This is a genomic window from Mycolicibacterium phocaicum (assembly GCF_010731115.1).
Classification (GTDB): domain Bacteria; phylum Actinomycetota; class Actinomycetes; order Mycobacteriales; family Mycobacteriaceae; genus Mycobacterium; species Mycobacterium phocaicum.
This window is the reverse complement of sequence record NZ_AP022616.1, coordinates 2982400-3004350: the sequence shown is the minus strand read 5'-3', so window position 1 is coordinate 3004350 and position 21951 is coordinate 2982400. Positions and strand designations below refer to the sequence as shown.

Genomic DNA, 21951 nt, shown 5'->3' with positions numbered 1-21951 from the left:
ATCGCGTGATTCTTCGAGAGACCGTCCAAAGTCACTCGAGCAAAGGAATCGACGCGATGACCACTGCCCACAATATCGATCTGCCCACTGTGCTGGCCGAACGACTCACCACTGCCCATCCCGACGTGCTGCGCGAGCTGCTGGCCACGTTCATCCACACCCTGATGGGCGCCGAAGCCGACGCCCTATGCGGTGCCGGCTACGGCGAACGCTCGGCTGAGCGCACCAATTCCCGCAACGGCTACCGACACCGTCAATTCGACACCCGTGCAGGGACTTTGGATCTTGCGATCCCGAAGCTGCGGCAAGGATCCTACTTCCCGGACTGGCTGCTGGAGCGCCGTAAACGCGCCGAGCGGGCCCTGACCACGGTGGTGGCGACGTGTTACCTGCTTGGTGTCTCGACGCGGCGGATGGACAAGCTGGTCGAGACCCTGGGCATCACGTCGTTGTCGAAGTCGCAGGTGTCGGTGATGGCCAAGGAACTCGACGCCGCCGTGGAGGCGTTCCGGACCCGGCCGCTCGATGCCGGCCCGTATACGTTCGTCGCTGCGGACGCTCTGGTGCTCAAGGTGCGTGAAGCCGGCCGGGTGGTCAACGTGCACGCCCTGATCGCCGTCGGGGTCAACGCCGAGGGCTACCGCGAGATCCTGGGAATCGATGTCACGACCGCTGAGGACGGGGCGGGCTGGTTGACGTTCTGGCGGTCGTTGACCGCCCGCGGCCTGTCCGGGGTCAAACTGGTCACCAGCGACGCCCACGCCGGGCTGGTCGCCGCCATCGGGGCCACCCTGCCCGGAGCGGCGTGGCAGCGCTGCAGAACCCACTACACGACCAACCTGATGTCCGTCACTCCCAAGAGTTCGTGGCCCTGGGTGCGCACCCTGCTGCACTCGGTGTTCGACCAACCTGACGCTGAATCCGTTGCTGCTCAATATGATCGGATCATCGACGCATTGTCCGACAAGCTGCCCAATGTCGCCGATCACCTCGAAGCGGCGCGGCCGGATCTGCTGGCGTTCACCGCGTTCCCCAAGCAGATCTGGCGCCAGATCTGGAGCAACAATCCCCAGGAACGACTCAACAAGGAGATCCGCCGGCGCACCGACGTCGTGGGCATCTTCCCCGACCGCGCGGCCCTGATCCGTCTCGTCGGAGCAGTGCTGGCCGAACAACACGACGAATGGGCCGAGTCGCGGCGCTACCTCGGCCTCGACGTTCTGAGCAAATCACGCACCGTCAACGACACCCCAACCGAACAGGAGGCTACCCCCGCGGCACTGCCCGCCTGACCCAACTACCTCGAAGAATCACACGACGACGTCATACACCACGTCCCTGGACTTGACCCGCACATGGCCCTGCACTACACAGCGGCCACCGATGAACGTAGGGAGCTGCTAGCGCAGCGCATGTCGGAACTAGCCGAATCGGCCTGACCTGGTTCAAAAGGCACCGCTGAATAGGTGTGTCAGGTATTCAACCTGACAGTAATACCTGATCAGCGGCGCTTTTAGGTGTTGGCGTGCTTTCACTGTGCTTTGCGTCAGTCTCCCGCCGTCAGCTCGCGCTGCTGTCTGGCAATCCTTATGGCGTCTTCTCCCGTGACGTGGCGTATTGGCCTAGCCGTTGGGTATTCGCGACTCTCCGTCGCGAGCAATTGTCAATACCTGTGGATCGGGGTGTTTCAGGCGACCTCCGTTTCGGTGTGTTGATCGCCGTCTGACGGTGGTGTCGGTGGGGTGATGTCGGTGGGCCGTTCGAGCAGTTTGCCTTTGTGGAAGACCGCTCCGGCGCGGACGAGGGCGACCAGATGTGGGGCGTTGACGGCCCGCCAACGGGCTTGGGCGGCGTCGATCAGCTTGTAGGCCATGGCCAATCCAGCGGCCCGCGATCCCGGACCCTTGGTGACCTTCGTTCTCAAACGCACTGTGGCGAAGGTGGATTCGATCGGATTCGTGGTACGCAGATGGATCCAGTGCTCGGCGGGGTAGTGGTAGAACTCCAGCAGGACATCGAGGTCGTCGACGATCTTGGCGACCACTTTCGGGTACTTCGCGCCGAAGGCAACCGCGAAGGCCTTGACCGCGACCTGAGCTTTGTCGATGTCTTCGGCGTTGTAGATGTCCTTGATGGCCGCCAGCGCGGCCGGATGCGCTGACTTCGGCAGTGCGGAAAGGACGTTGGCCTGCTTGTGGAACCAGCAGCGCTGCTCTCGGGTCTTCGGGAATACCTCCCGCACCGCCTTCCAGAACCCGAGCGCGCCATCGCCGACGGCCAGCACTGGGGCGGTCATGCCGCGTCGTTTGCAGTCGCGCAGCAGATCCGCCCACGACTCGCATGACTCCCGATAGCCGTCGGTGATCGCCACGAGCTCTTTGCGGCCGTCAGCGCGCACGCCGAGCATCACCAGCAGGCACAGCTTCTCCTGGTCCAGGCGGACCTTGAGGTGAATGCCGTCGACCCACAGGTAGACGTAGTCGCTGCCGGACAGGTCCCGGGCAGCGAACGTACGGGCTTCGTCTTGCCACTGCGCGGTCAGACGGGTGATCGTGGTGGCCGACAACCCGGCACCCGAGCCGAGGAACTGCTCGAGTGCGGGCCCGAAGTCGCTGGTCGATAGGCCGTGCAGATACAGCAGCGGCAGCACCTCACTCATCTGCGGGGACTTGCGTGCCCAGGCCGGCAGGATCGCCGAGGAAAACCGCTGCCGCTCACCAGAATCGGGGTCGACACGGCGATCGTTGACCCGCGGCGCCTTCACCTGCACGGCACCGGCCGCGGTCAGCACCTCACGCGGCTGGTGATAGCCGTTGCGGACCACCAGTCGGTGACCGTTCTCGTCGAGCTGATCAGCGAATGCGGCCACGTACGCGGCGACCTCGGCCTGCAGGGCAGCGGCCAACATCTGCCGGGCTCCGTCGCGGACGATCTCGTCCAACAACGACCGGCCGGCCTCGCCGCCGTTGGCCTCCTCGGCATCGTGAACTACGGTGAGCATGGGCGTACCTTCCCAACCAGCGCGCCAACGCCGGTCTTGATCGAATACCTGATTCCGTGATGATCATCCTCGGGAAGGTGCGCCCACTTTCAGGCCGCCTCCTCGGGCCTCATCCACAGGTATTGATCATTGCTCCTCCGTCGCGCCTAGCCGGTCGTAATCGGCATAGCTGTTCGGACCCACGCCGCCGTATCTCGGATCGAACCCGCCGCCGGGGCGGTTGGCAGCGGCAGAGATATCGGTGTCTGGGGAGAACCGCTGTACCCCTTCATTATTCGGGAATGAATCGGTCACGTCGAAACCGTCAGCATCAATGACCGCCGCGCTTGATTGCTCGCTAGAGCTTGATGAATAGCCCAGTGCATCAACGTCATTCGGTCCAAGTTCCATGCCTCTAGCTCTCCGCGACTCTGCACGGGTACCGGTGAACACGTCGGTATAGATTTCATCGAATCCGGTCGTCTGACCTGCGGACACAACAACTTGGTTAGGTGCTTTCAAACCGCCCCGGTCCAGTGCGTCTTTGATGGCGGCCAGCTTGACTGAATCGGCAACGTTGGGGTCAATTGCCATGCCTAACAGCTCTTTTGCCATCCTGTCGGCGGCATTCTCCAATCGTGCTCTAGCGGTGCGTTGTACGTGAGCAGATGCGCCGCCGTGGTACCTGCAAACAGTGCCGCCGACAATCGCGGCATTCTTGCACCGCTCTCCGTTCTTTTTGTGTGCCTTGCAGCGTCTTTCGGGTACTGGCGATTTAGACCAGTCGCGCGGTTCATGCTCGCGGTTTGAATCGGATTCGCGAGCCGGGATCGGCACCGGTAGATGGGGCAGAGGCTCTCCCATGGCTCCATCCGTCGATAGGTCAACCACCTCTACATCTAGAATCCCGTCAGAGTCATCCACGCTGCATAAATCATGTTGAACCACAATCGCGGTTGATTTGGCCGGCCTAACCGCAGACGTCGAAACATGCTGCGTTTCAAACTCTTTCAAATCCGGCAACCCTAGCTCAGCGGCAATCTCATCATCAGTCATCCCAGTATCACGCAAGATCGATATAGCTTTGCGCCACTTCGCTTTTGATTGCTCTACGGCTTCACTCATTGTTCAATCTCCTTCCTTCAATTGCATTGCCTTACTATGCCTTTCGGCCCGATCCCGTTTGCTACGGACATGCCGTGCGGACATGCCGTGCCCTAAGCCTCGATCCGTGGACTGACTGATTCTGTGAGGACTTTTCGGTTCTGGTCGGGATCATTTTGCTGTGGGCGGCAGTTAGCTGCTGGTCTGCCCAGCTTTTCCTGTGGTGTCCTCGGGTTGGGCCTTGCGGCGGTGGTCAGGATGTCACGGTTTGTGGGGGTGGGCGTCCGATCGTGTTGTGCCACAGTGCAAGCCAGTGTCGGGCCCAGGGCCAGTGGGCGGGTAGGTGCAGGACTGCTCGGCGTTGTGGTCGGGCCAGTCGGGCCGCGATGTTGACGATGCGCCGTCGCAGGGTGGCACCGCGGGCAACGGCGTGAGAGCCTCCGGCCAGGACGCCGGTGGCGCGCAGCAGGTTGTGGGCGATGGCCGCGCAGAGGATCCAGGCGGAGTTGGCGCCGAACCGCCCCGAGGGCATGTGGGCCAGGGTCCGTCGATCAGGTCGGCGAACACGGTTTCGATGATCGCGTGGCGACGGTGGGTGATGTCGGCTTGATCGACCGGTAGGTCGATGTCGGTGAAGAACGGGTGATACCGCCACACCGGAAACAGCCCATCGGCCATGCGCGCATCTTTGACCCGGCGTACCACCAGTCGTGCGGTGATCGGGGTCTTCGTGGAAGTGAAAGCGGTGTAGGTAGTTTCGGCGACTTCAGCATCAGAAATCCACGCGCCGGTATCGGGATCGCGCACTGCACCGGGATAGTTCACCGGTACCCACGCGTCCTGGTCGATCTGCTCGATCGCGGCGGTCAGCGCCGCGGTCTTGGTCAACACGAGCGAGAACCGGGCCCCGGCACGGCGGCACGCGGACACCACCGCGCTGTTGCCATAGGCCGAGTCGCCGCGCACCAGGATCTGACCAGTGACGCCGGCGGCACGGGCGGTAGCCACCGCTTGCGCGATCATCCGGGCCGCTCCCTTGCCGGAGTTGGCCTTGCCCGAGCGCAACCGCGCTCCGGCGATCACCGGGGCGCTGTGTTCGGTGCTGATCGTGGTCACCAGCGGCGAGAGACCTTTGCGCAGGATCTGGCGGCCGGCGATCTTGGTGTGCCCGTAGCTCGCGCCCTGTTTGGCGTGTCCGTAGACCGGGCGCAGCAGCGAATCGATATCGATGAACGCACGCTGATCGGCGCCGGGCAGCAACAGCACGCGTTCACACAGGGCACCCAGATGTGCACCCAGAACTGACTCCAGTTGACGGGCATGCCCGAAGGTGAACTCCCGCAACAGGGTTCCGATCGTCGAAGGCGCATACACCCCGTCGAAGAGTGTTTTCATTCCACCGCTGCGGACCACGTCGAGGTCATCGATACTGTCCGCGCCGACGCACATGCCGGCGATCACCGTCGCCAGCTTCGGTGACGGGTTGGCCGCCCGGACTTGATCCGCTCGCTGGTGAAACGAATCTTGTGCTCCAACAACGCCGAAAGGCGACTCTGCTCTGCCAACGTCATCACCGGCACCAGGCCCGCGCACGACACGAGATGCTCATCATCAAAGACCGCCGACGACGCGGTGAACCTGTGGGACACTTGCACTGGAAGTGCCTTTCCGAGTTGTGCCGATAAGTGCGTAGAGAACACTCATCATCCCAGCTCAGAAGGCACTTTCCTCGTTACGACACCCGACCAAACAGTCAGTTCATCGGTGGATCGAGGCTAAGCACTCGCACTGTATGGCCTGGCGGCCAATACAGCTGTGCTGAGCTATGCTCGCCAAAAACATCCGCCGCGGAAGCCGCACGGCATCTTTTCGCAGGTAGATGGGCATTTCCGATAGATGCTGTGCGGGCCGCACACTATCCCGCACGGCATGTTGGCAAACCCGAAAGATGCGCTGCGGGATGCCGTGCGGCTGACCTGCGGATTTGAGGCCAAATCTGTTTGCTGGCATCACCTTTGGCCTACCTTGCCCACTTCGGCACCACGCTTGAATGTCGTTACGCTGTGCAGGCGTTTGGACTTGCCGCAAGCCTTTTCGACCTCTACGGTCGTGCCGATGATGTTCTCATCGCGAATAGCCTTGTCCCACAAGTCACGCCATTGATCCCGTGAGAAACCATCGAACACATCTCGCACGCCGTTGATGACGTTGGTCTTGTTCGCGGTCGGGTGTTCATCAACGTAGTTCTGAAGCTCGCGGATAGCATCGTCGGCGCTAGAAATCTGTTTCTTTTCAGCATTATTGGGTGCATCGGCACTGTTGTGCTCCAAGACGGTCCAGTTGCAGCTAGCCCACTTGATGACTGATGGGTCCGACATATCCCGCGCCAGGTGCCAATCGATGTCATAGCGCATGGAGCCCGCACGCCGAGAGCCGAACTCAACTTCAAGTTTGGCGGTGCTTGATGTTGGGGTGCCGGAAAACTGCTCCCTGTGGCGCTGCAGGCTCCAAGAGTCGGCCCACTGACTGACACCGCTGTAGCCGATCAAATCTAGGTCTAGGTTCTTGTCATCGGCAGATTTGTTGATGTGGTCACCAATGATCAACGCAGCGTACGGCTCAATCTCGCTACGGATTTGGGCCAACATCTGGCCGCGTTCATACAGGTTGGATGAGTCCATGCCTGACGGGTGATAGGCGTACAGCGGGTCAATCACGGTCAGAACGGGCTGCACTGCGTCTAGATGGTGCCGTAGGGCATCGAGAAAATCTGGGTCTGCTGCACGATCAGGTGACAGTTTCGGTCACGCGGCCTGACTGGCCGGTGTGGTCATGATTGCTTCGAATTCGATCGGGGTCAACCGCCCGAGGCCGGACTGGCGGCGGCGCCGGTGGTAGGTGCGCTCGATCCAGGTGACGATCGCGATGCGGAGTTGTTCTCGGGTGTCCCAGCGGCGGCGGTCGAGCACGTTCTTCTGCAGCAGGCTAAAGAAGCTCTCCATGGCGGCGTTGTCGCCGGCGGCTCCGACACGGCCCATAGAGCCGACCATCTCGTGTTGATTCAAGGCGTGTACGAATTTCCTTGACCGGAACTGAGATCCGCGATCCGAGTGCAGAATGCACCCCGCGACATCTCCGCGTCGGGCTACCGCGCTGTGTAGTGCCCGGATGGCCAGTTGTGACTTCATTCGGGAGTCGATGCTGTAGCCGACGATCCGGTTGGAGAACACGTCCTTAATCGCACAGAGGTAGAGCTTGCCCTCACCGGTGCGGTGCTCAGTGATGTCACTGAGCCACAACTGATTTGGCCCTTCAGCGGTGAAGTCACGCTCGACAAGATCGTCGTGCACCGGCGGCCCGACTTTGCCGTTCTTGCCGCGTTTCTTACCAAACACGCTCCACAGTCGATTCTGCGAGCAGATCCGCCATGCGGTGCGCTCGGCCATCGGCTCGCCGGCATCGCGCGCCTCCTCCACGAGGTAGCGGTAGCCGAACTCCGGATCGTCTGCGTGCGCGTCGAACAGCGCATTGGCGCGGTAGGCCTCGATGAGTTCGGCCTCGGTGATGGGGTCGGCCAGCCAGCGGTAATACGGTTGGCGGGAGAGCTTGAGTACCCGGCACGTCACCGCGACGGGGATCCCGTCGGCGGCGAGCTCTTTCACGAGCGGGTAGACCCTTTTCCCGGCAGATTGGCCTGCGATAAATACGCTGCGGCCCGACGCAGCACCTCGTTCTCTTGCTCTAGCAGTTTGATCCGCCGTCGGGCTTCGCGCAGCTCACCGGACTCGCTGGCGCTCTTGCCGGGCTTGGTGCCTTCGTCGATGTCGGCCTGACGGAGCCATTTCTGCAGCGTCATCGGGTGCACTCCGAAATCGGTGGCGATCTGCTCGATCGTTACACCGTCATCGCGGTTGCGAGCGACCCGGACGACGTCGTCGCGGAACTCGCGGGGGTAGGGCCTTGCCATGGGGACATCCTTCCAGCCCGCCCATGCTGGGCAAGCCAACTCAGATGTCACCTATTCGTGCAGCAGACCCTCTCTGTCATCTAGCGGTGCCACGTCGAACATGGCGTGAAACGGCACGTCTTGCATGTCCTGTGGTGTCATGCTGTAGCGCTTCATGATGGCCTGATGGCGGCTCTGAAACTCAACCTGCCCGCCTTCACCGGTCAGATACAGCACAGGACCGGGCGTAGTGACCGGGAACCGGTCTAGGTAGCTCAAACCCGTCGATACCGCGCCAGCAAGTGAATGCATCTGCCACGTCTTGAACGTCTTCTTTTTGCCCGCTATGGCACCGGCTGACCGTTCGGGCCAGACACCTTGCACCAACCATCTGACCGGTTTGATGGGTGCTGCCAGCGTTCGCGCAGAGGTGAGCGGGTACCGTTCCCATGGTTCGGTAGCTTCATCATCGGCCCAACTGTCATCATTCGATTCACTTGTACTCATTGGCTTGTCATAGTCTCTAACCGCCTTGGTGATGGTCACGGCGTGATCGTTGCGTTCCGAATGAACTACCTGCCACTTGACGAAATCATCGAATTCGGCTCTAGCTCTGCCCGTTTCACGCCATAGTGATTTGAGAGCGTCATAGACCGTCTTGGCATTGAGCAGACCCGCAGCGGCATCGTTGAAACCCATTGATGCAGCGTGTTTGAGCGCTTCATGTGGTCCGTCATCGGAAAGCTTTTTGCGCCAAAGTGATTCAACGCCCTTGAGCGTGCCCGGTCGGTTCGCTGCGGTGTGATTGGCTAGGAAGTCTTCAACGTCAGACGTTGAACCTGCCTCGTGTCCGAAAGGGTTTGATGGCAGGCTACTTTCGTACTGTGATGGAAAGGCCGGCAACTGATCAGGTAGGGGCAATTCCTTGCACTGCTGTCCATCTGGCCCGTATAGGCAGTACCTAGCGGCTGTATGGTGCCAACTACCCGGTGCCATGGCATACCGGTGGTTTGAATCTAGGAACTCAATGTCTGAGCCTTTGATCTCTTTGGGGTAGTAGTCAAGAGAATGCTTGCGGTACAAACGAATTCCCGACCCGCCGGGGCGGGCGGTGATTGTCCACGTTGCAGGCAGCTCCATGCCGAACTGATCAGCCCAACTGGCTAGGGTCTGCAATCCGTGCTTATCGCCGTAGTCGTCAACGTCTACGCCTAGCACGTTGGGAGGCAGCACGATTCCTAGCGAAAGAACCCCTTGCTTGCCTTTGGCCTGTTCTGCGGCAACTGCATCTAGCCAGCTCGAAACCGTCGCATCCGTGGGAATCTGCCTGTCATAGCCGTTCCAACCCGAAAGCCAGGGTGCTTTGTAGCTCACTGACCCGTCGCGCTTTTCGACACGCTTGCCGACTGGCAACGGGTAGTAGCCGCGTTCCAGCAGGTAGTTTGCACGCTTGATGAACTGCGCTGACGTAATGGCTTGCGGTTCAGCACTTTCCGGCGTTAACATCGGTTCTGTTCCTTCGCTGTTGAAGTCATCGAGTGGACAACTGAGAAACCCCCGGCGGGAACCGAGAGCGTCGGGGGTTTCTCTGTGTATCAATCACTTTCGGTCCCATTCGTCATCGTTGAACCAACGCCTTCCGTCGTCGTGCCATGGGAACGCGCCGTGCTGAATGTAGCTCTCTGAGTACCAATCTCGGTTATTGAGCCGACCACGGCAGACACCGCACATGAGCACAATGCAGATGATTTCGCCGCGCTTGATGGCATACGACGCAAGATCGGACCAAACGGTGTCAGTGTCGTAGAACTCGCACAGAGGATGGTTGTGCGCAGCACACTTCTGTTCGGGGTCTGCGTAGGCGTCTGCGACCTGTCGCCAGTGACACGGATTTGAAAGTGGCACCCATACTGGGAGATTCAGGTTCACGTCACGAATCAACGCTCTGTAGGTTGCCGATTCGTCGGCCCATCGGGTATCAGTCCTGATGTCTGATGCATCGAATTCCGTTGGGCAACTTGCGGCTTGAATCATCTCAGCAGCAACGGCCTGCGCCATAGGTAGCGTGTCAAGATCAGATAGTTTCAAAAACGCTGCGTTAGCTGCCTCTTCTGCCATCAAATCAATCTCAGCGGTGTCCAGAATCGCAGGGGCACCAATCACGCTCGCGATTTGGTTCAACCGTTGGTGTACTTCACGGTTCGGTGACCAACCGGCGAACGGGTCATAATCTGTTGTCACGTGCTCATTCCTCCCAGTTGTTTGCAGGAGCATCAATTGCGTTGTCATCCAAACGAATCAAACCGGCCTTCGCGATGGTTCGGTCTGCATACTTCGCGTAGCTACGGCGGTTCTCACGGTGCTTAGCCCACTCTGGAATCTGGACCACGTAACCAACTGACGGATTGCAACCGGCAGCTCTGTAGCCGATTCCGGACTCTGACAGCGGCCAGTTGTGCTTATGGCCTGATCGGCATACGGGGCATAAGATTTCGACTGTCCTGCTTTGATCCTCGTTATAGGTGACCGATCGAACAGCTACGGTCAGAACGTTGTCGGGCATCAGAGTGCTTCGATGAACTGATCGATTTGGTCCTGTGTCCAGTACCGTTCGCGCTGAACCTTTTTCGCGGCTTTCGGCATCTTGCGCGTGGTGTACAGGTGATAGTCAAAGGTGTTCTCATCGATTGCGATTCCTGTTGATTCGACCTGTGCGAGAACGTCTTTCATGGTGAAGAAACGCTTTTGTGGCTTGCTCATCTTTTCCACGGTTTCTGTAGACATGACCCGATTCCTTTTGCATAGCAGATGACCCAATCAAATTGAGTGGGTTAGACGGGCGAAACGCCCTTGACCTGCGGCGATACACGCCGACTCACTCACGATACACTGAAAGTGACTATGCAACAACGTGTCTCGCGTGACATTGGTTGACATGCTGACAGCACCTGAGCGAGAATGCAGTGATGGGCACCGGACAGTGGGCCGGGTAAGTCTCCCCAAGGCCAGCCGCGACATGCGAGCGCCGCCGTAGCACTGGTGTTTTCCGACCTTTGTACCGTGCCATCTGAAAACACCAGTGCCTAAACGGTTTTCCATCAGACTCGCAATACTCGCGAAAGGTAGTCGAATGACTGCGATCTACACGCAACCACGTACTTTTCTCTCTGCCTTGGATTTCCCGATCTATGGCGCGGATTCGGGCGGTTATGCCACAGATGGCGATCGGATCATCACTCTTGGGGACGGAACCGATCCAAACACTGTATTTGAGCAGATGCGCGCAGCTCTCAAACTGTGGAACGACCACCGAACCGCCCTTGTGGACCTGATTTCTTACTGGCATACGGTGTCAGCAGACGCAGTTCCCGCAGCGGGCAACCCTAGCGGTTTCGAGCTGGCCTCTGAATACGGTGAGCCAGAAGCGCTTCGGGTACCAAACAACTATTTCCTTGCCGGTTACACGTTCGAGGATTACGACCGGGCAACCCGATTCACCTGGAAAGCGTTGCGCGACATGGACCAAAGGCAAGTTTTGGCCGCACATGACGAAGCTTTGTCTGCCGACAATAAGCTGGTGACTGGCACCATACTTTCGAGGCTGTTCGATCCTGTGGCCGAAGAGAACGAGCACGGCCAATCGGCGTATGGCCTCTATAACGGCACTGACGGCATGAAACCGCCTTCATTTCTTGGCAATTCGTTCCCTGCGAATCATTCGCACTACCGAGTGTCGGGCAATACCGATATCGATAGCGAAGACATTGAGAGCGCGATTCGTGATATCCGTTCTCACGGTTACGGTTTGACCGACTCCCAAGAGCGAATCGTTGTTCTGTGCAACGAAGTTGAGAGCGAGAAGATTCAGTCGTTCCGCGCCGGTCAAGAGAACTTCAACTCTGCCAAAGCAAAGTACGACTTCATTCCGGCCAAGACACAACCAACCTTCGTGTTGCAGGGTGGCGGTCAACTTGTCGGTAATCAACCGGAGGGCAATGTTTTTGGCACTCTGCCGAGTGTGGGCGATTATGGGCCAGCTTCAATCGTCGAAAGTTCTTTTATCCCAAGCGGATACTTTGCAGTGGTTTCGGTCGCAGCACCGGGACACACGTCAAATATCATCGGCGTACGTCAGCACCCCGTTGCTGCCTACCAAGGTCTACGCCAGATTCCTGGCACGAAACCTGACTACCCGCTTATGGATTCGTTCTATTCCCGTGCTTTTGGTGTTGGGGTCAGACACAGGGGCGCGGGTGTTTGCACGCAACTGAGCGCAGCCGGTCCATACGTCACGCCTGAGATTGCCCGCTAAGTTAACGCAAAATGATCATCTTGGGAGTGTTGGCCGTTCTCGCGGTGGTTATTGTTCTGGTCAACGAATACCGTTGTGCCAGAGCACTAGAACGACGCAGCCGTGAGACGGCCAGCACTCTTGATCGGTTGATCATCTTGAACAGGGGAACGAACGAAGGGGTTCAACCGTGACGAATCATGGTGTGAGCGGTGCGCAAGGTATCGGCCCGTATGACGCTCTACCGCCTCCCGGTGTTGACCCGTATTGGCGCGTGCCTGATGAGTTGTGCGACGTTGCGAGCGAGTTTGGTCTACCCGTCGGATACGTGGACCCAACGCAGCACCACGGAAAAACGCCCGAACAGACTCCCCATATCCACGTAAGCCGTGATTCCCGCATCTAGTGTCACGCTGTTGGTAGTTGACGGGTCTGCTGCCAGTGCTGGTAGACGCTTGGGCAGTTGTCTCGCGCGATCATGAGTATTGCCCGCACCCTCTCATCTGGGGTCAGACCGTATGTTTCGGCCCCGGCCCCGAGTATTCCGAGCATTTCGGGATCGTCGGGGTTAGCAGTGAGGATCGAGCACACCCCTTCTCGGTTCTCGTTGATGTATCGCTGTACTTTGGGGCTGAGTCCGCTAGACGCTGAGTTGCTGGGTTCGGCGGATACACGCACCGCAGGCAGGTACTTGCTGCATCCGTTCTGAACGGACTTGTAGACGATTGTGCCCGCGTCCTGTGGGGTGTAGCCCTTGTTGATGTAGTACTTGCCGATTTGGTTGACAGTGGCCGAACTGACCCCTTGGGTGTCAAAGAACCCGCAGACGAACTTCTGACCGTTCACGAGGATTTCCCGGTCTACCTCCGTTTGGTCGGCCCCGGCTGTTCCGGCAAATGCGGTGGCTGTGGCAACGAGCCCGACAATCAAACCGGCTGCGCGCTGTGCCCTAGGTGTGCGTTTGCTGAACATGCGCTGACTATAGATGCGTGCGATTCAGACCACGTGCGAACGGACTGGAACGGTTCGCCAGGGCGGTTAGGTGCGCTTGGGGGCTGTTCTCTCCATGTAGGCGTCTTGGGCATCTAGAACCGCTGACAGCGTGTCATCGTGCAAGTTGGGCCATTGGTCGCACATGTCCAGAATCAAGCGGAAGACGCCTTCATCGAGCATCTGGGGGCCATTGGGACGCTTGCCATGCTGGTACGCATCTGCGAACGCCATGACGAAGAACCCGTCTTTGTCTTCCTGCGTGGTCAGCCAGTCCATGTGGACGGCCTGGCGCTCTTTGATGTCTTGAACAGCCTTCGGGTCTACATCAGGCCAACGGTCGCAGATGTCGAACATCCCGTACAGAACGTCAATGCTGAGCATCTGTGACTTTCGGGGGCGCTGGCCGCGTTCGACGGCATCAGCTAGCGCCAGCTCGAAATACGCCTGTTTGTCTTCACACGTCGGCATGGCCTCTGGACCCGTGAACTGCATACGGCCATTTTACCGGCCTGACCTGCTAAAACGGCGTTGGTTACTCAATCGCCGGCCAACTTGGTGAATCGTTCTCCCGAGAACAAAACCGCAGCTCAGCAGCGCGCCGATAGCGGTTCGGCGCGCTGCACTTGCACCGGCCAGCGGTGTTCGTGGCTCTGTGGCCCGATCAGGGGGCATTCCCTGTCTCCGGCGGACGTGTGTCGGCTCCCTCCGCTATGCGATGGCCCTCTGGGAGCCCTCCGAGCGCGTCAACGAGGTCCGCACTGATCCGTATCTGCATGTTGGGCGCTTCTTCTGATGGGCGCGTGTGAGAGCGCAGTATGTCCAGAATCGCCGAAAGCTTGTGCATTCTGGACAAACCCGCATGATCTTGGGGCTTGTCACTTTCGGTGTCGTTGAAGTGACCTGCATTGATGCCGATCAGAAAAGACCTGTGGTATTGCGAGAATTGAAGTAAGGTGCCTACCTCTGATGCTGGACCGCCATTTTGCGGTTTCAATTTTAGATTGAATGGTGCGATGCCCCGCTGCGCGACAAAAACCGGACTGCCCGAGTTGCCGTTGGTCGAGAAAGCATCGAACAGCAGTTGTTGGTTACCGTCCTGGTTCGTGGTTTGGCCGGTGTATTTACGGTAATCGCGCTGCGGATCGCTCGCGATTACCCCCGACCTGAAAATCGGCCTCGTTTCGAGCCGGTCGTACCAAATTGGGTATCCAGGGAATACCACCATTTCACCGGGGCGCAGGACTGGCCACAGTTGTTCGCATTCGAGAAGATATGTCCAGGGCATCGCGTGTTCGAATGTGAACTTTATTTTCGACGGGTCTTCTTCCTTGAAGATTTTATCCAGCCTGTCATATGGGTACCCGGTTAGTTCAAGTGGTTTGTCTGTACCGAACGGTATAACTGAAACATCGATAGAATCGTCATTGTGAAGCAGAATTTGCGGATTCTGGATCGTGAATTCAACCCGGAGACTGTCGTACGGCCACACTTCTACGTGTATAGATTCAAGAATTGTTCCGTCACGACTTGGCGTTTTCCATGGGATATCAACCAAATGTCGATTGGTCACTAGCCCTAGTCGGGGGTCACCTGGTGGAAATTGAACTATGAATCCAGTGCCGAAACCTTCGCTCCGTTGTTGTCCATGCGTGTAAAGGTAGTTCATGGTCAACTTGCACGCTGAGTAGAGGTGCCACGCCTCAAATCCCGTGTCCATGTTCGGAGTGTAGGACGCGGGCGGCCATTCGGGTTGGGAATCTGAATGGCCGCCTACGCGGTCGGATTTACCGATCAATGAACTTGTCTAGATCAGACTTGCGGAATTTGATCAGCTTTGGCCCGACCCTCTGGTATTTCAACCCCTGTTTGGCAATGTAGTTCCGTACGGAATTCGGAGACACGCCTAGATATTCGGCAGTTTCCTTGAGTGACATTAGTTTTTCAGGCATTTTGATCACCTTGCAGTTACGTCGTCGTTGGTTACGACGTAATCAGATTCGATACACTGTTTGATGACTTCGACCAAAGACGATTTTGTATCTTGCTGGTAGTACGTGTCACCTAACGCGAAAGCAATCACCTTTAGTTCGTTTTCATTGAATTGGAGCCCATCGCCATTGAAGAAATCTCTAATCTCGTGATCTATCAGTACGTCAATCATGGCGGCGGTAATTGCATTGATAAGACCGGCCTTGCTCAATCGTGAATGCTTTTCAACACCCAAATGATCAGCAAGGCTCCGAAGTTGTGAACATGTGGAACGTTCAAAGAATCCTGTTGCGGTAGTTTGAGGCATGGTTCAACCTTTTGAGCGTAGTTTTGTGATGTTTGAATAACGAACGCTTTAGGTGCTGCCAGCGTTCGCGCGTGATTTGATATCTTGTCAGGCTCACGCGGGCGGACAATGGCGTGATTGTGATATCGCTACTCACGGGGGAGCAATAGCGACATTACAGGTATTGACACGAAATTGCACCCTCTGGCACGAATTATCTTTTAGCCCAATTCAATTAAAGTGTCGAGTTTTACTCAATTGCGAGAATCAGCGAGATTGATCGATCTAGTCAAAATGGACACAGCGGGCCAGCGTCCGCTCTGTGGGGTTCGGGGTGTCCCTGGCCTAGATGGCACGGGTTGAGGGCGCTACGGGCCAAACAGGGTAGATGAATCGGGGGAGCTGGCAGCACGGCTAACGGATCACCAGGTCAGAGCAGGGGACCGGAAAGCACGTGCAAAGCACACTGATTTGCATAGCTAACGCCAATATGGCTGTCTAAATGCACATATGCGCAACCAGCAAAGTGCCCCCGGCAGGATTCGAACCTGCGACACCGGCTTTAGGAGAGCCGTGCTCTATCCCCTGAGCTACGGGGGCGGGGACGCCTCATGGTAATCGGCAATCGGCCGACTGACGGTATCGGGGCGGCGCGGGTGCCTGGATCGTCTGCTACATCTCATCTACTGACCGCATGCCCACTACGGCGAACGCCTCATCGCAACAGAGCATGGATTACCTGCAATTGCCGCAGTTGCTCGGTGAAACCGTCGGGGCCGAGGACGCCGATCCGGCACACCAGGTGCTGCGCGCCGGCATCGATGAAGCTCGCCAACTGGGCGGCGACGGAATCGGTCGTCCCCGCCGCGTAAGTCTGGATCTGCTCGAGGACAGCAATGCCGGCCCCGTAGGTGTTGGTGGCGAAATGATCCAGCGCGGCCCGGCCACCCTCGGCGTCGTCGGTGACCAGCACGGTGACAAACAGCGCGGGCGTGACGGCGTCGGCGGCACGGCTGGCGCTCTGCGCCGCAGCCCGAACCTCAGCCAGGCCTGACCGATATACCTGCGGCGTCGGCGGATACGGCAGCCAGCCGTCGAACAGTCGGCCGGCGCGGGCCCGGGCGCCGCTGGTGTCGGCGGCGAGCCACACGGGCGGGCCTGACTCGCTGAATGGCGTGATGCCGGCCGGGATGTCGTCGAGGTGCAGCACTGAACCGTGAAATGAGCTGGGTTCCTTACAGTTCCAGAGCTGACGCCACAGTGTGACGGTGTCGTCGAGGCGTGCGAAACGCCGCTGCCAGGGCACCTCCGAGGCGGCGTACTCCACCTCGGACAGTCCAGGAAAACCTGCGCCCACCGCCACAGTCAGGCGTCCGCCCGACAGCCGGTCGATGGACGCGAGTACCTGCGCCGTCTGCACAGGCCGACGCAGCGCCGGCTGCAACGCCGCGGTACCCAGCGTGATCCGGTCGGTGACAGCGGCGGCCGCCGACAGGAACGTCAGCGCCTCGATCCGTGGGCGCACCAGCGAATCGTTGGCCCACAGCCAATCAAATCCCAAATCCTCGACGGCCCTTGCCATCTCGAGGAGCTCGCGGAGATCGGTGCCGGCCCAAGGTTCGGCGGCCAGGGGTGGCATGACACCAAGACGGATTGACTGATCCATGCCACGAGCGTCGCGTCAGCGTCGCTGCGCGACAATTCCCCGCAGGGAATAGCGGCCGGCACCGCAATTGGGTTGACTGGTCGCATGACCGCTTCCGCGCTCGGTGACTTCGGTACGACGCTGCGACAGTGGCGCAATCTTCGTCGGCTCAGCCAGATAGACCTCGCGATCGATGCCGGCACCACCCAGCGACACCTGAGTTTCCTGGAGCAGGGACGTTCAGCGCCCGGGCGCGACATCGTCAGTCGACTGGCCGACTCGCTGAAACTGACGCTGCGGCAACGCAATGCGCTGCTGTCGGTGGCCGGCTTCGCGCCGTCGCATCCGGAGTCACCGCCTGACGCGCCGCTGCTCGAACCGGTGCGCAAGGCACTTCAGCATGTTCTCGACGGCCACTTGCCGTACCCGGCCCTGGTCATGAACGGCATTGGCGAGCTGGTCGCCAACAACAGCGCGTTCGGCCTGCTGACCGACGAGGTCGCGGACTGGTTGCTCGAACCAGCGGTGAACGTGTTGCGGGTGGCCTTGCATCCCGAGGGCATGGCACCACGGATCGTGAATCTCGACGATTGGCGGCGCCACATCCTGCACGCGCTACGCGAGCGCGGCTCGCACCCGCGAATCGACGCGCTGATCGCGGAACTGGAGAGCTACGGCGTGCCCGCGTCGGGCAGTCAGCCAGCCGAATCTCTTGGCTTCGCGGTGCCACTGCACCTGTCCTCGCCCGACGGTGACGTGCGGCTGATCGCGACCATCGCGACGTTTGTGACCGCGCTCGATGTCACGGTGTCGGAACTGCGCCTGGAAGCATTTCTGCCGGCCGATGCGCAAACCGCTGCCATCCTCGCGCGCCGCAATGAAGACCGACGTCCCGCTGAAAACATTGTTGCAGAACATGTTTGACCGAGTCTTCGGGGTCAGGTCAGGTCAAATCGGCGCCGCCGGCGCGGCGTGCAGTGAGTCGGTGACCTATCGGTGGCATCGGGATTCTGATGTCGGTCACGGTGCCGCGTGTGCGGACGGTGCTGTCTGACTGTGCGACGCGGTGTCGGGTGCGCCGAGTTGATCTGCGACGGCGACAACCAGGCCGCCGAGCATGAACGCCGTGATCGCCGCGGTCAGTGTCGGTGTGCTCAGGCTGGGGATGAATCGTCGAGCTCCCGCGACGTCGGGACCGCCGCCCCCGTGGTACTTGTGCGTCAGTGCGTGGCCTTTGCCTTTTTGCAGCAGGTAGCGGTTCACCGGGTAGGCGGCGAAGAAGGCGACAGTCAGCGCGATCATCATCCCGATCCAGAAGATCGGGTTGACCAGGCCCGCGTTCATCGCGCCCGGGATCGCCGCCATGACCAGGTTGTCGACGATCTCCATGGTCGCGATCGAGAGGGTGTCGGCGGCCAGCACCACGCTGAGCGCCGTGCCTATTGCCAGGCCGGCTTTCAGCAGCGGCAGTGTCGACAGGGTGTAGCCGAAGACGAAGGCCAGCGCGATGGCCAGGCCGATGGTGGCCAGATTCGTCAAACCAAGGGCGGTGCCGACGATCAGGCCGACGATCTCGCCGATGGCGCAACCGGTGAGGCAATGCAGCGTCGCGCTGACTGCCATCGCGTTGATGTTGCCGCCGTGATGCGCATGATCCATGTGAGAGCTGTGGTCATGTCCGCCGAGGTTGGCGTGATGGTCGTTGGACTCGTTGGCCATGGTGTCGTTCCTCATCGTTCAGTTCGATCGGAGTCAACATTCACCATACCCCTAGGGGGTATATGTGGCTAGGCGGTGGAGTTGATGGTGCTGGCCTCGGCCTCGGCGCGGTTGGCCGCCAACTGCGCGCGCGAATAGTGGGTGCGCCAGCCGGGCTGTCCGAAGCGCCGGCGCAGCGCGAAGTAGGCCGGCCCGAACTGACCCGCGATGGGCATGGGGATGGCACGCCAGATGGCGGCGTGGATGCGCCGCTCCAGTCGATCGATTGCGGTCGTCCGCAGGCCGAGGCCGGCGTGGAACTTCTCCGGGACGCCGGCAAGTACCCCGACACGGATGGTGCGCGTCACCGGTAGTGACAACAGTCGCCACAGCGGCGTCGGGACCAGTCCCCAGCCGCGCGGCTTCGCGAGGTTCAGCGCATGGTCGACGATGAACTGCACCTGCGGATTGACTTCGAGGGTGTCGTCGACGATCGGCTGCCAATAGTCGCAGAAGTCCGCATAGGTGTCGGGCAGGGCGCGGACGCCGTATCGGATGCCGATCTCCTTGAGGGCGCGGTATGCCTGTTCGCGTTCGTCGGCGTCGGCGAACAGGCCGAACTCGTCGGCGATGTCGAGTCCGCCCTTGAGGATGGAACCCCAGGTCCAGTTCCAGACGTCCTTGTTCCACGCGTGATACGGGCTGCCGTCGGGCATGGAACCGGAGATGGGGCGGTGCAGTTCGTACAGGCCGTGGGCGACCTCGTCGGCTTCCGGCCCGGCGAACACGATGCCCATCACCATCTCGTAGGTGCTGATGAGTCGGCGGCTGTTGGCCTGCAGGGTCGGCAGGTCTTCGCTGCCGTTGAGCGCGCGGTCCTTCTCGCTGAGGACGTGGGCAATTTTCGGGTGCAGGGTCGGCATGATCAGCGCCGGCACATTGGCATACAGCAGCACCAGCGGATGGCCGACGACATGGCGTCCAAGTGAGCCTGCCGCCAACGGATCGGCTGTGGCTGCGGCGTCTGATGAGGTCGCGGTGCTAACGGCGGGGGTGGATGTCATTGCACGGACTCCCTTGTCGGCGTCGAATATAGAGAAAACGGTCGTCTTCTCAATTGGGTGGACGCTAACACGACGGCGCGCTGCGGGCCAGTCCTGCCGAGGCGCACGGCGGTCGAAAAGGGGATTGAAGTGCAGTGATCCGCTCTCAGGCGGTGAAGGGCGAACGCTCCGCAGAGGTGAGGACGATGCGCTCCAGCAGGGTCCGTGCCAGGTCGACGATGTCGAGCAGGGTGGCCGCCGGGGCTGCGCCGAGATGTTGCACGACCAGTTCGTTGACGCCGCCCAGCGCCCCGACCAAGAGCGCGTGGTCGGACGACGTCGGAACGGGATCGGGGCCGGCCGCCCCTCGGACGCGGCGCAGGTGCTGCACCATGACGCCGGCGAAATCGGCCAGCCCCTGCGACCGGCGCGCCCGGACGCGGTCCGTGGAAGCGACCGCCTCGATCACCAGACTCTGGGTGAATGCGGGCTGGGAGGCGAGTGTTCCCAGGTATGTCCGCACGCCCGCTTCGATCACCTCTGCCGCAGTGGTGGCGCCGGCCGCGGCGTCACGCATCCACTCGACCACCAGGTCCACCGCGGCGTAGGTGGCCAGGAACGCGGCTTCCTTGTCGGGGTACAGCTCGTAGAAAGTCTTGGTGGAAATGCCTGCGCGCGAGGCGATTTGACGAACGCTGGCGCCGGCGTATCCGTGCTCGGCAACCACTTCCACGGTGGCCACTCGTACCCGGGTCTCCTGCGACCGGCGTACCTCGTCGCGGGTGAGTCCGTGGCGGTGACGTGGCAGAACGGTGGCTGCGTGCCCGTCCTCGTCCAACAACGATGCTCCCGTTGTGGCACGTTGTCGGGCTGGGTCTGCTTCAGTCACTTGCCCGTCCTACGCCACAAGCGCAGCGATTCGCAACCGCGGGTGGCGGCAGGAGGTGGCAAGAATTCAATCGAGTAGGCAGGTCTCGCCGTTGAGCGGCGCCGCAGATTCGTAGGGACTCCTGAGAATGAGATCGATTCGGGGCTGCTCCTGAAGTGCAGAAATCAACAATATTTACGCAATTGTCCAATCCTTGTCGAGGTGGTCGAATTGCATGACCATCACCGGCCAAATGTCAAATCGCAGCAATCGTGGTAATGACGTTCTCTGGTTGTCTACACTTCCGTCCAAATGTGTGAATTTGACATGAACGCGTGCGATCCCGTCGATGTGGCGCAGCAGTTGGACGCGACCGGCGTGGCTCGGGTAGCAAACGCTCTGCAATGGGATTGGGTGATTGATTCCCGGGCCGAAATCGACCGGTGGTTGGCCGAGTACGGCGAGCAAGACCATTTCGTCCTGGCGCCACAGGACGGGCACCTGGAATCGATTCACGCTTTCATGGCCAGCGATTCGGTTCGCGCATTTCTCGACAATGTCGTTCGCCGGCGGTTCCCGGACCGCGCGCATGAAATGGCCGGCACCGCGGTGCGTATCGTGGCCGGGCCGCATGCCGACGGCGATGCCTGGTGGTTCCACTACGACGCCAGTGTCGTGACGATGGTGGTCCCGCTGTTCATCCCGGAAGCGGAACCGGGCCGGTCGGGAGAGTTGGTGGGGTACTTCAACAAGCGGCCGTTCCGCCGCTCGGTGCTGGTCAACATCTTCGACAAGATCGTCCACCAGAGCGCAACGTTCCGGCGGCGGATCCTGGACAGCCTCGGCCGGGCCGGCGGCCCGACCGTCGTCGACATGAATGTCGGTGACGTGTACCTGTTTTGGGGATACCGGAGCCTGCACGCCAACATGCCGATCGCCTCGGGTCAGCGGCGCGTGACGCTGCTCATTCACTACGGCCAGCCGCACGCGCCCAGCGGCGCACTGGCCGCGGCCAAGCGCTTGCACTGGGCTTTGCGTGGCCGCACCGACGCCGCGGACCAGCCGGCCGCCGCAGGGGCGTACTGACCGGCGTGGTCCGAGGCGGGTG

General features: G+C 60.2%; 20 protein-coding genes, 1 tRNA gene and 1 pseudogene. 4 read left to right on the top strand and 18 right to left on the bottom strand.

What is annotated here, in order from left to right; genetic code table 11:
* Window positions 1-56: 56 nt before the first annotated feature.
* Entirely contained in the window at window positions 57-1292 is a 1236-nt protein-coding gene (locus G6N46_RS14470; protein ID WP_041799755.1) for an IS256 family transposase, read from the top strand.
* A gap of 395 nt (window positions 1293-1687) precedes the next feature.
* On the opposite strand, the gene G6N46_RS14465 is transcribed toward G6N46_RS14470, so the two are convergent.
* The 8 genes and pseudogenes from G6N46_RS14465 to G6N46_RS14430 all read right to left on the bottom strand — a co-directional run bounded on the left by G6N46_RS14465 (window position 1688) and on the right by G6N46_RS14430 (window position 10814).
* Complete coding sequence (locus G6N46_RS14465) at window positions 1688-3001, bottom strand: IS256 family transposase (RefSeq protein ID WP_067990476.1); 1314 nt, start codon at window positions 2999-3001, stop codon at window positions 1688-1690.
* A 126-nt stretch (window positions 3002-3127) separates the two neighbouring features.
* Window positions 3128-4105 carry a putative phage terminase small subunit gene (locus G6N46_RS14460; RefSeq protein WP_138251367.1) on the bottom strand — a complete coding sequence of 326 codons (978 nt, stop codon included), beginning with the start codon at window positions 4103-4105 and terminating at the stop codon, window positions 3128-3130.
* A gap of 232 nt (window positions 4106-4337) precedes the next feature.
* Window positions 4338-5739 (bottom strand): annotated as a pseudogene (locus G6N46_RS14455) (IS1380 family transposase).
* 354 nt (window positions 5740-6093) lie between these two features.
* Complete coding sequence (locus G6N46_RS14450) at window positions 6094-6819, bottom strand: hypothetical protein (RefSeq protein ID WP_138247969.1); 726 nt, start codon at window positions 6817-6819, stop codon at window positions 6094-6096.
* Window positions 6820-6888: 69 nt separating this feature from the next.
* A protein-coding gene (locus G6N46_RS14445) for an IS3 family transposase (RefSeq protein ID WP_099156389.1) occupies window positions 6889-8051 on the bottom strand; the annotation gives its coding sequence in 2 pieces (ribosomal slippage) (window positions 6889-7764 and window positions 7767-8051; 1161 coding nt in all).
* Window positions 8052-8102: 51 nt separating this feature from the next.
* Window positions 8103-9536 carry an AAA family ATPase gene (locus G6N46_RS14440; protein ID WP_138247970.1) on the bottom strand — a complete coding sequence of 478 codons (1434 nt, stop codon included), beginning with the start codon at window positions 9534-9536 and terminating at the stop codon, window positions 8103-8105.
* A 93-nt stretch (window positions 9537-9629) separates the two neighbouring features.
* A complete protein-coding gene (locus G6N46_RS14435) occupies window positions 9630-10319 on the bottom strand; it encodes a hypothetical protein (protein WP_138247971.1) in 690 nt (229 codons plus the stop codon).
* Window positions 10320-10592: 273 nt separating this feature from the next.
* Window positions 10593-10814, bottom strand: a complete 222-nt coding sequence (locus G6N46_RS14430; protein WP_138247972.1) for a hypothetical protein — start codon at window positions 10812-10814, stop codon at window positions 10593-10595.
* A 346-nt stretch (window positions 10815-11160) separates the two neighbouring features.
* Here G6N46_RS14430 and G6N46_RS14425 point away from each other — a divergent pair, with 346 nt between their 5' ends.
* The gene (locus G6N46_RS14425) at window positions 11161-12342 is read left to right on the top strand and encodes a hypothetical protein (protein ID WP_138247973.1); all 1182 of its coding nucleotides are present in this window, start codon (window positions 11161-11163) and stop codon (window positions 12340-12342) included.
* A gap of 387 nt (window positions 12343-12729) precedes the next feature.
* Here the strand turns inward: G6N46_RS14425 and G6N46_RS14420 are convergent, their stop codons facing one another.
* From G6N46_RS14420 to G6N46_RS14390, 7 genes are all read right to left on the bottom strand, one after another.
* Complete coding sequence (locus G6N46_RS14420; RefSeq protein WP_138247974.1) at window positions 12730-13293, bottom strand: hypothetical protein; 564 nt, start codon at window positions 13291-13293, stop codon at window positions 12730-12732.
* A 66-nt stretch (window positions 13294-13359) separates the two neighbouring features.
* On the bottom strand, window positions 13360-13806 hold the full coding sequence (locus tag G6N46_RS14415; RefSeq protein ID WP_138247975.1) for a hypothetical protein: 447 nt from the start codon (window positions 13804-13806) through the stop codon (window positions 13360-13362).
* Window positions 13807-13975: 169 nt separating this feature from the next.
* Window positions 13976-15031 (bottom strand): S1 family serine peptidase, encoded by a 1056-nt coding sequence (locus G6N46_RS14410; RefSeq protein WP_138247976.1) that lies wholly within the window; start codon window positions 15029-15031, stop codon window positions 13976-13978.
* Between the two features lie 67 nt (window positions 15032-15098).
* Window positions 15099-15248: a helix-turn-helix domain-containing protein gene (locus tag G6N46_RS14405; RefSeq protein ID WP_234880538.1), complete on the bottom strand. Its 150-nt coding sequence runs from the start codon at window positions 15246-15248 to the stop codon at window positions 15099-15101.
* A 20-nt stretch (window positions 15249-15268) separates the two neighbouring features.
* Window positions 15269-15610 carry a hypothetical protein gene (locus G6N46_RS14400; RefSeq protein ID WP_138247978.1) on the bottom strand — a complete coding sequence of 114 codons (342 nt, stop codon included), beginning with the start codon at window positions 15608-15610 and terminating at the stop codon, window positions 15269-15271.
* Window positions 15611-16116: 506 nt separating this feature from the next.
* Window positions 16117-16189, bottom strand: a tRNA-Arg gene (locus tag G6N46_RS14395).
* A gap of 115 nt (window positions 16190-16304) precedes the next feature.
* The gene (locus G6N46_RS14390) at window positions 16305-17255 is read right to left on the bottom strand and encodes an LLM class flavin-dependent oxidoreductase (RefSeq protein ID WP_138247979.1); all 951 of its coding nucleotides are present in this window, start codon (window positions 17253-17255) and stop codon (window positions 16305-16307) included.
* Window positions 17256-17339: 84 nt separating this feature from the next.
* Between G6N46_RS14390 and G6N46_RS14385 the strand changes: the two genes are divergently transcribed.
* The gene (locus G6N46_RS14385; protein ID WP_138247980.1) at window positions 17340-18158 is read left to right on the top strand and encodes a helix-turn-helix domain-containing protein; all 819 of its coding nucleotides are present in this window, start codon (window positions 17340-17342) and stop codon (window positions 18156-18158) included.
* Between the two features lie 96 nt (window positions 18159-18254).
* Here the strand turns inward: G6N46_RS14385 and G6N46_RS14380 are convergent, their stop codons facing one another.
* From G6N46_RS14380 to G6N46_RS14370, 3 genes are all read right to left on the bottom strand, one after another.
* Window positions 18255-18953 (bottom strand): DUF4396 domain-containing protein, encoded by a 699-nt coding sequence (locus tag G6N46_RS14380; protein WP_226520675.1) that lies wholly within the window; start codon window positions 18951-18953, stop codon window positions 18255-18257.
* Window positions 18954-19021: 68 nt separating this feature from the next.
* Window positions 19022-19996: an oxygenase MpaB family protein gene (locus G6N46_RS14375; protein ID WP_138247981.1), complete on the bottom strand. Its 975-nt coding sequence runs from the start codon at window positions 19994-19996 to the stop codon at window positions 19022-19024.
* A 145-nt stretch (window positions 19997-20141) separates the two neighbouring features.
* The gene (locus G6N46_RS14370; protein WP_138247982.1) at window positions 20142-20864 is read right to left on the bottom strand and encodes a TetR/AcrR family transcriptional regulator; all 723 of its coding nucleotides are present in this window, start codon (window positions 20862-20864) and stop codon (window positions 20142-20144) included.
* Window positions 20865-21155: 291 nt separating this feature from the next.
* Here G6N46_RS14370 and G6N46_RS14365 point away from each other — a divergent pair, with 291 nt between their 5' ends.
* On the top strand, window positions 21156-21929 hold the full coding sequence (locus G6N46_RS14365; RefSeq protein ID WP_138247983.1) for a hypothetical protein: 774 nt from the start codon (window positions 21156-21158) through the stop codon (window positions 21927-21929).
* The last annotated feature ends 22 nt before the right edge of the window (window positions 21930-21951 follow it).